The 12,673-nt window shown below is 74.1% G+C and carries 11 protein-coding genes; 6 read left to right on the forward strand and 5 right to left on the reverse strand.

Going from position 1 to position 12,673, the window contains the following annotated elements; translation table 11 throughout:
- Positions 1–115 precede the first annotated feature (115 nt).
- The 4 genes from AB0D48_RS34580 (at position 116) to AB0D48_RS34595 (ending at position 6,194) form a co-directional block, all read left to right on the forward strand.
- The gene (locus AB0D48_RS34580) at positions 116–667 is read left to right on the forward strand and encodes a 2Fe-2S iron-sulfur cluster-binding protein (protein ID WP_362406339.1); all 552 of its coding nucleotides are present in this window, start codon (positions 116–118) and stop codon (positions 665–667) included.
- Positions 664–1,680 carry a xanthine dehydrogenase family protein subunit M gene (locus AB0D48_RS34585; RefSeq protein ID WP_362406342.1) on the forward strand — a complete coding sequence of 339 codons (1,017 nt, stop codon included), beginning with the start codon at positions 664–666 and terminating at the stop codon, positions 1,678–1,680. The genes AB0D48_RS34580 and AB0D48_RS34585 overlap by 4 nt, the downstream gene beginning before the upstream one ends.
- 8 nt (positions 1,681–1,688) lie before the next feature.
- Positions 1,689–3,821, forward strand: coding sequence for a xanthine dehydrogenase family protein molybdopterin-binding subunit (locus AB0D48_RS34590; protein ID WP_362406345.1), 2,133 nt, complete (start codon positions 1,689–1,691; stop codon positions 3,819–3,821).
- 279 nt (positions 3,822–4,100) lie between these two features.
- Positions 4,101–6,194, forward strand: coding sequence for a SpoIIE family protein phosphatase (locus AB0D48_RS34595; RefSeq protein ID WP_362406348.1), 2,094 nt, complete (start codon positions 4,101–4,103; stop codon positions 6,192–6,194).
- On the opposite strand, the gene AB0D48_RS34600 is transcribed toward AB0D48_RS34595, so the two are convergent.
- Positions 6,169–7,539: an MFS transporter gene (locus AB0D48_RS34600; protein ID WP_362406368.1), complete on the reverse strand. Its 1,371-nt coding sequence runs from the start codon at positions 7,537–7,539 to the stop codon at positions 6,169–6,171. The genes AB0D48_RS34595 and AB0D48_RS34600 overlap by 26 nt on opposite strands.
- Positions 7,540–7,644: 105 nt before the next feature.
- Positions 7,645–8,001, reverse strand: coding sequence for a metalloregulator ArsR/SmtB family transcription factor (locus AB0D48_RS34605; protein WP_362406351.1), 357 nt, complete (start codon positions 7,999–8,001; stop codon positions 7,645–7,647).
- 256 nt (positions 8,002–8,257) lie between these two features.
- Between AB0D48_RS34605 and AB0D48_RS34610 the strand changes: the two genes are divergently transcribed.
- Positions 8,258–8,794, forward strand: coding sequence for a DoxX family protein (locus AB0D48_RS34610; protein WP_362406354.1), 537 nt, complete (start codon positions 8,258–8,260; stop codon positions 8,792–8,794).
- Positions 8,795–8,833: 39 nt separating this feature from the next.
- On the opposite strand, the gene AB0D48_RS34615 is transcribed toward AB0D48_RS34610, so the two are convergent.
- Positions 8,834–9,418 (reverse strand): XRE family transcriptional regulator, encoded by a 585-nt coding sequence (locus AB0D48_RS34615; RefSeq protein WP_362406357.1) that lies wholly within the window; start codon positions 9,416–9,418, stop codon positions 8,834–8,836.
- A gap of 191 nt (positions 9,419–9,609) precedes the next feature.
- Between AB0D48_RS34615 and AB0D48_RS34620 the strand changes: the two genes are divergently transcribed.
- Entirely contained in the window at positions 9,610–10,983 is a 1,374-nt protein-coding gene (locus tag AB0D48_RS34620) for an MFS transporter (protein WP_362406359.1), read from the forward strand.
- Positions 10,984–11,035: 52 nt separating this feature from the next.
- On the opposite strand, the gene AB0D48_RS34625 is transcribed toward AB0D48_RS34620, so the two are convergent.
- Both AB0D48_RS34625 and AB0D48_RS34630 read right to left on the reverse strand, forming a co-directional pair.
- A complete protein-coding gene (locus AB0D48_RS34625) occupies positions 11,036–11,851 on the reverse strand; it encodes a polysaccharide deacetylase family protein (RefSeq protein ID WP_362406362.1) in 816 nt (271 codons plus the stop codon).
- A gap of 87 nt (positions 11,852–11,938) precedes the next feature.
- Positions 11,939–12,481, reverse strand: coding sequence for an FABP family protein (locus AB0D48_RS34630; protein WP_362406365.1), 543 nt, complete (start codon positions 12,479–12,481; stop codon positions 11,939–11,941).
- Positions 12,482–12,673 lie beyond the last annotated feature (192 nt).

A 12,673-nucleotide genomic window follows, 5' to 3' on the forward strand; every position in this document is an offset into this window, starting at 1 on the left:
CGGGGCCGACCGATGGAAGATCGCCTCCCCGGTCGGCGTCCCTCCGCGTGGCACGCCGCCGACCGGGCCCGCGGCGGCATAGTCGACGGGGTAACGGACACGGAGGGAGCCGGCGGTGGCGAGTGCGACAGAACCCGACAACTCCCCGGTCGCGCTACGCGTCAACGGCACGGAGCACGTCCTCCCGCTCGACCACCGCGTCACCCTGCTCGACGCCCTGCGCGTGCACCTCGGCCTGACCGGCGCGAAGAAGGGATGCGATCACGGTCAGTGCGGCGCCTGCACCGTGCTCGTGGACGGGCGGCGGGTGAACAGCTGCCTGCTGCTGGCCGTGGCCCAGGACGGCGCGCACGTCACCACGGTGGAGGGACTCGCCGCTGCCGCCGGCACCGACGGCGCACCGCACCCGCTCCAGCGCGCGTTCATCGACCGGGACGCCTTCCAGTGCGGCTTCTGCACGCCCGGCCAGCTCTGTTCCGCCGTCGCGGCGATCGAGGAAGCAGCCTCGGGCCACCCCTCGCACGTCACACCCGCCGAGACCCTCGCCGAGCCCGGCCGCCCCGTCACGCTGACAGCGGAGGAGATCAGGGAACGGCTCAGCGGCAACCTCTGCCGCTGCGGCGCCTACCCCCGCATCGTCGACGCCGTGCTGGACGTGATCGCGTGAAACCCTTCGCCTACGTGCGCGCCACCACCCTCCAGGAGGCGACGGCCGCCCGTGCCCGGCTGCCCGGCTCCCGCTATCTCGCCGGCGGCACCAACCTCGTGGACCTCATGAAACGGGGCGTCGAGAGCCCCGGCGCCCTCGTCGACCTCTCCCGGCTGCCGCTGGCCGGCATCGAGCTGCTGCCCGCGGGGGTACTCCGTATCGGCGCCACGGCCCGCAACAGCGACGTGGCCGCCCACCCCCTCGTACGCACGCGCCACCCCGCCCTCGCCCAGGCACTCCTGGCCGGAGCGTCGGCGCAGCTGCGCAACGCCGCCACCACGGGCGGCAACCTGCTGCAGCGCACCCGGTGCCCGTACTTCCAGGACGTGTCCACGGCCTGCAACAAACGCGATCCGGGCTCCGGATGCGCCGCGCTCGACGGGGTCCACCGCGATCACGCAGTGCTCGGACACTCCGAGCACTGCGTCGCCACCCACCCCTCGGACATGGCCGTGGCCCTCGCCGCGCTCGACGCCGACATCGAGCTGTACGGCGAGGGGGGCACCCGGACCGTGCCCGCAGTCGCCTTCCACCGGCTCCCCGGCGAGCGGCCCGAGCAGGACACGGTCATCCGGGACGGGGAGATCGTCACCGCCGTCCTCCTGCCCGCCCCCGCCCCCGGTGCCCTCTCGCTCTACCGCAAGGCCCGCGAGCGGGCCTCCTACGCCTTCGCGCTGGCCTCGGTGGCCGTCGTACTCGACCTCGACCACGGGACCCGTCGCGTGCGGCGGGTCGCCCTCGCCTTCGGCGGTCTCGCCCACCGGCCCTGGCGCGCCACCACGGCCGAGGAACGGCTGACCGGCGCCGAGCCGACCGCCGAGGCAGTGCGGGAGGCCGTCGAGGCGGAACTGGCCGGGGCCCGGCCCCTGCGCGACAACGCATACAAGATCGCGCTCGCCCGCAACCTCGCGTGCGACGCACTCGCCACGCTCGCCCGGCGGGCGGAGGACGGACACCCCCGCACCCCGTAGGAGCAGGAATGCGCCCCGACCGTCCCGTTGACCCCGACCGTCCAGACCGCCCTGCCCCCGCCCTCGGTTCCCCCGTCGTCCGCGCCGAGGGGGCCCAGAAGGTCACGGGCGCCGCGCGCTACGCCACCGACCGCACCCCGCCCGGACTCGCCTACGCCTGGCCCGTGCCCGCCACCGTGCCCCGCGGCCGCGTGACCGCCGTGGACACCGGCCCCTGCCTGGCGCTCCCGGGCGTACTGGGCGTCCTCACCCCGTACGACGCGCCCCGCCTGGGCCCCTCGGACGACCCCACCCTCCAGGTGCTGCAGAACACCGAGGTCCCGCACCGCGGCTGGTACGTGGCCCTTGCCGTCGCCGAAACCCCAGAAGGGGCGAGGGCCGCGGCCGAAGCGGTACGGATCACCTACGCCACCGAGGAACACGACGTCGGCCTCCGCACCGATCACCCCGGCCGCTACACGCCCGAGGAGGCCAACGGCGGGCACCCCGCCCTCCGGGAACACGGTGATCCGGACGCGGCCCTCGCCGCCGCCCCCGTACGCGTCGACTGCCTCTACACGGTGCCGCCCCTGCACAACCACCCCATGGAACCGCACGCCGCCACCGCCCGGTGGGACGTCGCGGGCGGCCGCGACCACCTGACCGTCCACGACTCCAGCCAGGGCGCGGGGGCGGTCCGGACCGCGCTGGCCTCCCTGTTCGGCATGCCCGAGGAGGACATCACGGTCGTCAGCGAGCACGTCGGCGGAGGCTTCGGTTCCAAAGGCACGCCACGCCCCCACGCGGTACTCGCCGCCATGGCCGCCCGCCAGGTCGGACGCCCCGTCCAACTCGCCCTGCCCCGGCGCCACCTGGCCGCCGTGGTCGGGCACCGCGCGCAGACCCTGCACGAGATCAGCCTGGGTGCCCGCCCCGACGGCACCCTCACCGCGCTCACCCACGACGTCACCACGTACACCTCCCGCGTCAGGGAGTTCGTGGAGCAGGCGGCCGTCCCCGCCCGCGTCATGTACGCCGTACCGGCCAGCCGCACCCTCCACAAGGCCGTTGCACTCGACGTACCCACGCCGTCCTGGATGCGGGCTCCGGGGGAGGCGCCCGGCATGTACGCCCTGGAGTCGGCCATGGACGAGCTGGCCGAAGCGCTGGGAGTGGACCCCGTCGAGCTGCGCGTCCGCAACGAGCCCGCACGTGAACCCGACACCGGCCGGCCCTTCAGCAGCCGGCACCTCGTGGAATGCCTCCGGGAGGGGGCGGACCGCTTCGGGTGGGCCGCATCGCGCACGCCCCGCAGGGAAGGACGGTTCCTCCTCGGCACCGGAGTGGCTGCCTCCACCTATCCCGTGCTCATCGCGCCCTCGACCGCCCGGGCCCACGCCCGGCCCGACGGAAGCCACCTCGTCGAGATCAACGCCACCGACATCGGGACCGGCGCCCGTACCGTACTCGCGCAGGTGGCGGCCGACGCCCTCGCCGTCCCGCTGGACTCCGTGACGGTGGCCATCGGCAGCACCGACCTGCCGCGGGCCCCGCTCGCCGGAGGGTCCGCCGGGACCGCGTCCTGGGGCTGGGCGGTGCACGACGCCTGCGCCTCGCTGGCCGCCCGCCTGGCCGGCCTGCGGGACGGCGTGCCCGCCGAGGGGCTGTCGGCGACCGCCGACACCACGGAGCCCGTCCGGCAGGAGTCCCCCTACGCCCGCCACGCGTTCGGCGCCCAGTTCGCCGAGGTCCAGGTCGACACGGTCACCGGAGAAGTACGGGTACGCCGCCTGCTCGGCGTCTTCGCCGCCGGGCGCATCCTGAACCCGGTCACCGCGCGCTCCCAGTTCACCGGCGCGATGGTGATGGGCATCGGGATGGCGCTGACGGAACGGAGCACGCTCGACCCCGTCCACGGCGGGTTCGCCGAGGACGACCTGGCGGCCTACCACGTGCCGGTCCACGCCGACGTGCCCGACATCGAGGTCCACTGGATCGACGAGCACGACGCGCACCTCAACCCGATGGGCAGCAAGGGGATCGGCGAGATCGGCATCGTCGGCACGGCGGCCGCGATCGGCAACGCCGTGTGCCACGCCACGGGGGAACGCCTGCGCGACCTCCCCCTCACCCCGGACCGGGTCCTGCCGGCGCTGATCTGACGCCGGTCCGCGTCGGCGTGCGGGCCTTCCGGGAAGCCGGGACGCATAACTCGTCGCGCACGACCACCCGGCCCGGGGCCTGCCCACACCGCCGCCCAGCGCGGCCGGGTCCCGGGCGTCCACGACGGTCCGCTCCCGTTCCGGTGCCACGGGCCGAGCCCAGACCCTGTCGTCACAGTCCCGCCCGGCCCACGTCCTCCCCGCCCGGGCCGTCCGCCCGGACGCTGCGGGGACGATTTGGAGGGACGATGAAAGCCAGCCGGGAAGGGAGCGCCGTTGATGGATGCGACCGGAGCGACCGATGCCCGCGGTACGGGTGGCGCAAGGCGCGCCGGGGCCGGGGTGTCGCCGCCGAGCGGGCTGCTGGACGTCCTCAATGTCGCGGCGGTCGTCCTCGACGCGAAAGGGCGGATCGCCCTGTGGAGCCCACAAGCCGAACAACTGTTCGGATGGACGGCCAAGGAGGCCCTCGGCCGGCCCGCCGCCCGCCTGTTGGCGGCCGAGGACCACGTGGACCTGGTCCTGGAGCTGTTCGCGCGGGTCATGGGCGGTGCCGGGGACTGGGCCGGAGCGTTCCCCATACGGCACAAGGACGGCTCCACCCGCCTGGTCGAGTTCCGCAACATGCGGCTGCTCGACGAGCACGGGGACCTGTACGCCCTCGGGATCGCCACGGACCGCACGCGGCTGCGGCAGCTGGAGCGGGACCTGGCCCTCTCCGCCCGTCTGGTGGCCCAGTCCCCGATCGGGCTGGCGGTCCTCGACACCGACCTGCGCTACGTGCTGGTCAACCCGTCGCTGGAGCGCATCAACGGGCTGCCCGCCTCCGAGCACATCGGACGCGGCGTCGGCGAGGCCCTGTCCTTCCTCGACGACGCGGGAGCCGTCGAGTCGGCGATGCGCCAGGTCCTGGCCACGGGCACCCCGCTGGTCGAGCAGTTCACCGCCGGGCACACCCACGGCGATCAGGTTCACGAACACGCCTGGTCGGTGTCGTACTACCGGCTGGAGGACGCCGGCGGGCGGGTGCTGGGCCTGGCGACCTCCGTGGTGGACGTCACCCAGAGTCACCAGGCGGCCAAGGAGATCGCCCGCAGCCGCCGCCGCCTCGCCCTGATCGCGGACGCCACCGTACGCATCGGCACCACCCTCGACCTGGACCAGACCGCCCGCGAGCTCGCCGACGTGGTCGTGCCCGAGCTCGCCGACATCGCCGCGGTCGACATCCTGGACTCCGTCCTCGACGGCCGCCCGCACCTGAGGTCGGCCGCCCACGAACCGGCGGTGTTCCGGGCCCTTGCCGTGGCGGCCGCCTATCCCAGCGAGGCCGTCCGCGCCGCGGACCCCCCGGGCGACATCGCCCGGTACGAGGCGGACCGCCTGGTCACCCAGTCCGTGACGACCGGCCACCCGGTACTGGTCGCCCACGTGCACGCACGGGACATCTCGCGCATCGCCCGTGACGACGATGCGGCCGCCCTGCTGGCCCGCGCCGGCCTGCGCTCCTACCTGGCCGTGCCGCTCATAGCCCGCGGTGAGGTCCTCGGCGCCCTCGACCTCAAGCGCACCCGCAACCCGCTGCCGTTCAACGACGACGACATCGTCCTGGCGGGCGAGCTGGCCGCCCGCGCCGCCGTGTGCATCGACAACGCCCGCTGGTACCGCAACGCGCACCACACCGCCCTGGCCCTGCAGCACCACCTCCTCCCGCACCACCCGCCGCCCACACCGGGCCTGGAGGTCGCCTACCGGTACCGGCCCGCCGCGGCCACCAGCGAGATCGGCGGAGACTGGTTCGACGCCATCGCCCAGCCGGACGACACCACCGTCCTCGTCGTCGGAGACGTCATGGGCAGCGGCATCAACGCAGCCGCCGGCATGGGACAGCTGCGCACCGCCACCCGCACCCTCGCCGAGCTGGCCCTCGACCCCACCCGTGTGCTCCAGCAGCTGGACCACACCACCAGCGCCCTGGAGGAGACCATCGCCACCTGCGTCTACGCCGTCTACGACCCCCACCGCGCGGAATGCCGCATCGCCGTCGCCGGACACCTGCCGCCGGTCCTGATCCGGTCCGGGCAGGCCCCCCGGCTGCTCGACCTGCCCACCGGGACACCGCTGGGCGTGGGCGGCGTCCCCTTCGAGGTCACCACCGTGCCCATGGAGCCCGGCGACCAGCTGGTCCTGTACACGGACGGGCTGGTGGAGACCCGGGACCAGCCGATCGACGAGCGCCTCGGCCTCCTCCTGGAGCTGCTCGCCGACACCAGCCGCCCGCTGGAGGAGACCTGCGACAGGCTCCTGGACACCCTGCGCCGACCGGACGACCACGACGACGTCGCCCTGGTCATCGCCCGCGCGAAACCGATGTGAGACCGGTGGCCGGCCAGTGGCGGTGGTGCCGGTCGATGACGTAGTGGTGCCCGTGCCGCCAGCCGTCCGCCGCGGGGCGGGCGTCGGCGAGGTGCGGGTGGCCGGGCGGCAGGTCGGGGTGGACGTGTTCGAGCCGGGACGGGTCGCGGGCGGGCCAGATGGCCGCGGCGGCCGCGGTGGCGGCCAGGGAGACGGCGCCGAGGACCAGTGCGGTCGCCGGAAGCCCGGCTCCGGCGGCGAGCCAGCCGGCCAGCGGGTAGGTCAGCAGCCAGCAGCTGTGGGAGAGGGAGAACTGCGCGGCGAACGCGGCGGGCAGGTCCGCGTCGGCGGTGGAGCGGCGGATCACACGGCCGCCGGGGGTCAGCACCGCGGAACACGCTGCGCCGATCGCGGCCCAGACCAGCAGGATCGCGAGCCATGACCAGTCGCCCGGAGACGTCGAGGTGACCGCGGCGACGGTGGCCAGGACGACGGGGAGGGCGAAGGCGGCCGGGAGCATCAGGGTGCGGTCGGCGACGCGGCGCAGCAGGCGCGGGAGCAGCAGCGCGGTCAGCATGGATCCCGCGCCGTAGGCGCCGAGGGCGAGGGAGACGGCGCCCGCGGGGCGGCCGAAGTGGTCCCGTACCAGGACGACCGTGTCGACGAACACGATGGCTCCGGCGGCGGCCACCGCGAGGTCGAGGGCGAGCAGCGCCCGCAGGCGGGGTGTCGCCCAGAACAGGCGGGCACCGAACGCGGCCTTGGCGTAGGCGCCGCCGGTGGGTTCGACGGGCGCGGACCGGGGCAGCACGGTGGCGAGGACGAGGGCGGCGGAGGCGGCGAAGCCGACGGTGGTCCCTGCGAAGAGCCAGCCGTAGGACATCAGGGTCAGCAGGGCCGCGGCCAGCGCCGGGCTGAACAGGCTCTCCAGGTCGTAGGCGAGCCGGGACATCGACAGGGCCCGGGTGTAGTCGCCCTCGGCGGGCAGTACCTCGGGGATGGTCGCCTGGAAGACGGGCGTGAAGGCCGCCGAGGCCGCCTGGAGCAGGAAGACCAGCAGGTAGACCTCCCAGACCTCGGTGACGAAGGGCAGGGCCGCCGCGACGCCGGCGCGGGTCAGGTCCGTCGCCACCATCAGGGTGCGCCGGGGGATCCGGCCGGCTACCGCGCCGACGAGCGGGGCGACGGCGACGTAGGCGATCATCTTGATCGCCAAGGCCGTTCCGAGCACCGCCGAGGCGTCGTCCCCGGCGATGTCGTACGCGAGCAGACTGAGTGCGACGGTCGCGAGTCCGGTGCCGACCAGGGCGACGGCCTGGGCGGTGAACAGGCGCCGGTAGGTGCGATTGCGCAGTACGGACAGCATCGGTCCCGTCCCGGTCGGCGGCATGGGAAACCCCTGACCCGCCCACCATAGCCAACGTGTGCGTACCTGTGCACACGTTGGCCCCGGGAAGGGACGGCGTGGTGGTCAGTCGTGCGGCGGGAGGGAGCCCAGCTGATGGTCGGCGACGCTCAGGGCCTCGTCCACCAGACGCCGCAGATGTCCGTGGCGCAGGGAGTAGACCACACGGCGCCCGTCCTTGCGGCTGGTGACCAGCCCGGCGAGGCGGAGTTTGGCTAGGTGCTGACTGACGGAGGGCCGGGCGGCCCCGCAGGCCTCGGTGAGCGTGCTGACATCGGCCTCGCCACGCCCGAGCTCGTCCAGCAGCGCCAGGCGGGTGGGGTCGGCGAGCAGCGCGAGGACGGACACGGCGACCGCCAGCCGCTCGCCCTGCTGATGCTCCTGCGAGCCGTCTGCACCTGCCAGGTGCGTGCTTGCGCTCATGCGCACATGTTAGGCGGCTCCTCGTCCAGCACTGCCGGCAGCGACCGCGCTTCGGCGTGCGCCCGGGCCAGGTCGACCTCCTCGCAGACGACCTGCGGACCGAGCGCCGTTGAGTTCCGGCCGGCCGGGGAAGAGGCCGTGTCTCAGACCCGTACGGAGGATCTGAGGGCGGATGCGGGGGTGCCGGCGGCCGGAGCGGTTACGGATGTGGTGCGTATCGACGCGTGCGCAGCCACCCATCCGCGAGGAGACCCCGATGAGCCGCATCAACCGACGTGACCTCGGCCTGCTGGCGCTGCGCGCCGGTACGGGTGCGGTGCTGATGGCGCACGGCACACAGAAGCTCTTCGGGTGGTTCGGCGGTGCGGGTCTGACCGGAACGGCGGCCGCGATGGAACACATGGGCTTCAGTCCCGGGCGGCAGAGCGCGATCGCCGCCAGTCTGGGTGAGGCCGGCGGTGGGGCGCTGCTGGTCCTGGGGCTGGCCACCCCGGCTGCGGGCGCCGCGGCGGCAGGAGCCATGGCGGGCGCCGTGTCCGTGCACGCGCCCGCCGGGTTCTTCAACCAGGGCGGCGGATTCGAGTACCCCGCGTTCCTCGGGTTCACCGCGGCCGCCATCGGCCTCGCCGGGCCGGGCCGCTACTCGGTGGACCACGTCACCGGACACTGCTTCGACCGGCGGTGGACGGTCATGCTGGCCTTCGCGGGCAGCGCACTCGCGGCCGCCGCCGTGGTCGCCAAACGTGCCAAGGCGCAGAGGCAAGCGGCTCCGCCGGCGCCTGACGGGGGATGAGCGGACCCTGCGCGCCGGCGCCGGCGCCGACGCGGGAGCTCAGGCGCGGGGCTTCGCGCGGACGTGCATGCGCTCGCCCTGCCGCCCGAAGAGGCTGAGGATCTCGACGGGCCGCCCGTCCGCGCTGCTGAACCAGTGGGGCACCCGTGTGTCGAACTCTGCGGCCTCGCCGGGGCCGAGCACCAGGTCGTGCTCGGCGAGGACGATGCGCAGGCGGCCGTCCAGCACGTACAGCCACTCGTAGCCCTCGTGGGTACGGAGGTCAGGCTCGCCGCCCCGGTCGGTGATGATCATCTTGTACGCCTGGAGGGGGCCCGTGCTCCGCGTGAGGGGCAGGTACGTACCGCCGCTCGCCAGGTTGCCGGGTGTCAGCCTGACCCGGGGGTCCCCCACTTCGGGGGCGCCGACCAGGTCGTCCAGGGGCACGCGGTAGGCCCCGGCCAGCGGCAGGAGCAGCTCCAGGCTCGGGCGGCGCTGACCGGACTCCAGCCGGGAAAGGGTGCTCTTGGAGATGCCGGTCACCTCGGACAGCGCGGCCAGGGTGAGCCCGCGCTGCGCGCGCAGCCGCTTGAGCCGGGGCGCGACGTCATCGAGGACCGCTCGGTACGCCGGTGGTGTGTCCATGCGGACATTCCACTCCGCTGTCCCGGAATCGGCAACAATGTTTGCCGCGATCGCCCGGCGGGCGCACGCTCCTGCGCATGAGCCCACACAGTGATTCCGCACCCGGGTCGATCAGCGTACGAAAGGACGAGGCCCCGGCCGCGAGTGCCGGGACAGCCGCAAGTACCGGGGCGATACCTTCCGTTCGGTGGGTGCTCGCCGGACTCTCCCTCTCCGTGCTGCTGTCCTCGCTCGGCACCAGCATCGCCAATGTCGCCCTGCCGACTCTGGCGCAGGCGTTCACCGCCTCGTTCCAGCAGGTCCAGTGGATCGTCCTCGCCTATCTCCTCGCCATCACCACCCTCATCGTCAGCGTCGGACGCCTCGGCGACATCGTCGGCCGCCGACGGCTGCTGCTGGCCGGAACGTCCCTGTTCACGGCCGCCTCGGTGCTGTGCGGCCTCGCGCCCACGCTCTGGTGGCTGATCGCCGCCCGCGCTGTGCAGGGCCTCGGGGCGGCCGTCATGACGGCCCTCACCATGGCGTTCGTCGGCGAGACGGTTCCGAAGGCGAGGACCGGCAGCGCCATGGGGCTGCTCGGAACGATGTCCGCGATCGGAACCGCCCTCGGCCCCTCGCTGGGCGGCACCCTGATCTCCGGACCCGGCTGGCGGGCGATCTTCCTCGTCAACGCACCGCTGGGCATCCTGGCCCTGCTCCTCGCCCACCGCCACCTGCCCGCTGACCGCCGCGAGCCCGGGAAGGACCGGGCCGGCTTCGACCACGTCGGCACGCTGCTGCTCGCCCTGACGCTCGCCGCGTACGCACTCGCCATGACCATGGGCCGCGGCGGATCCGGTGCGCTCAACACCGCTCTGCTGCTGGCGGCCGCCCTGGGTGTCGCCCTCTTCGTACGGGCCGAGGGGCGAGCGGCGTCACCGCTGATCCGGCTGGCGACCTTCCGTGAGCCGGGGCTGAGCGCGAGCCTCGCCACGAGCGCGCTCGTCTCGACGGTGATGATGGCCACGCTGGTGGTCGGGCCGTTCTACCTCTCGCGCACGCTCGGGCTCGGCGAGGCCCTGGTCGGACTCGTCCTGTCGGTCGGTCCGCTCGTGGCCGCGCTGACCGGTGTGCCGTCCGGTCGCATCGCGGACCGTTTCGGCGCACCGCGCATGACCCTCGCCGGGCTCACCGCCATGGCTGCCGGCTGCTTCCTGCTGTCCGTGATCCCGGCGGCCCTCGGCGTCCTCGGCTACGTGGCCCCCCTCGCGGTCGTCACCGCCGGCTACGCCGTGTTCCAGACGGCCAACAACACGGCCGTCATGGCAGATGTGCGCCCGGACCAGCGGGGCGTCGTCTCGGGCGTGCTCCACCTGTCGCGCAACCTCGGGCTCATCACCGGCGCCTCGGTCATGGGCGCCGTGTTCGCGCTCGCCTCGGCGACGACGGACGTGGCGACGGGGAGTCCCGGGGCCGTTGCCACTGGTATGCGCGTCACCTTCGCGGCCGCGGCGGCACTGATCGTCGTCGCGCTCGCCGTCGCGGCGGGCGGCCGCGCTCTCCCGCGACGCGAGCCCGGCGCCTGACCTGGAACCGCTCCCGCCCCGGCCCGCCCCCGCTCATCCCGGGTCGCCGCCCTCATTCCGGGTCGGTCGCCGCCGTGAGGAACTGGCGCAGGCCGATGATCTCGTAGTCGTCGTCCTGGGCCGCGTCGATGATCCGGGGGAGGGCCAGGGCGTCGAGGACGACGCCGTCGCCGTTGCTGCCCACGTGCATCTGGATGATCGCGCCGGGGGAGAGGGCGTCGACGGCCCGCTCGACCGCCTCGTCCACGGTCATGCCGCCTTCCGGGCCGATGTACCCCTTGGTGTCCGCGGTGAACTCGATCGCCGCGTAGCCGAGGTCGTTGACGTCGGCGACGGAGTCCGCGGTGGTGGCACTGTAGGGGAAGCGGAAGAAGGGCAGGGGCTCGGCCCCGGATGCCGTACGGATCGCCGCGTCGGCGCGGCGTACCTCTTCCGCCCGGTCCATGGTGCTCAGGTCGGCGAAGTAGGGGTGGCTGTACGAGTGGTTGCCCAGGCCGTGCGCCGCCGCCATGGCGCGTACCGCCGCGGGGTGGGCCTCGGCGAACTGCCCGGTCGGGAAGAACGTGGCGGGCAGCTTGCGGCGCCGCAGTTCGCCGAGCACGGTGTCGATCCCGTTCTCGTCCCACGCGGCGTTGAAGGTGAGGGCCACGACCCTGCGGGTCGTGGGCAACCGGCGGATCTCGCTGCCGAGCAGCACCGCCGGCGGCCGCGGGCCCGCGTTCGCCCCTGGTCCGGCCCCGGCGCCCGGTCCGGGAACTGCCCGGGAAGTCCGGGCCCCGCGTCGCGGTGCCGCCTGCGCGCCGGAACCCGGTACGAGCCCCGCGGCCAGCAGCGCGGTCATCGCGGAGCGTCGTCCCAGATCGGCCATCGTCCCTCCCTCGCTGATGCCACGACTATGCGAGAGGGAACGCTGGACCGCCGCGCCGACCGGGCCGGGCACCCGGGTGATCCAGGGTCAGGACGGGCGCCGGCGCAGGTGGGTCGTCAGGTGGTGCTGGAGCGGCTGCCCCACGGCGGCCATGTCGTGGGTGACCGTCATCTCCTCACCCTGAAGGGCGTAGTGCCGCCGCGTACCGGTGACCTCCTTGGCCAGGGGTGTCAGCGCCACGTCCTTCGTCTCGATCTCGATCTCCGTATCGGACACCCGCCCGACGTACGTCTCGACGATGCCGGTGGGGTGGGCGAGTACGACTTCCAGGGACGCGTCGGGCGTCACCCGCCACCACCCGGCCTCGCGCCCCGCCGGGCGGACCGGGGTCCCGGACCCGTCGATCAGCCACGCGCGGGCCTCGTACCGCAGGAAAGGGCGCCCGTCGTGGCTGAAGGTGACCTCCTGCTCGTACCGGAAGTCCTGTTCCAGGGTCGGGTACTCGCCGCGGCCGCGGCCGTGCCAGCGCCCCAGCAGGGGCAGTACCGGCCGGAGCAGCGGGTGCGGATCGGGGCCCTCGCCGAGGACGTGGCTGTCGGGGTACGGATTGTCCTGCGGCGACTCGAACATGTGCACCTTGCCTTGCCTTGCCTTGCCTGTCTGCGGATACCACCACGGTCCGCAGCCTAGGCCCTGGCTGCTCCGGGCCCCGGCCGCCCCGCCCCCGTGACGGGGGGCGGGGTCCCGGACGGGGGATGGCGGAGCCCGGGCCGGACGGCGGGGCCGGTCCGGGCCGGGGCCGGGAGGGCCGGGCACGGCCGG

The sequence above is a fragment of the Streptomyces sp. NPDC048269 genome (genome assembly GCF_040652395.1).
GTDB lineage: Bacteria > Actinomycetota > Actinomycetes > Streptomycetales > Streptomycetaceae > Streptomyces.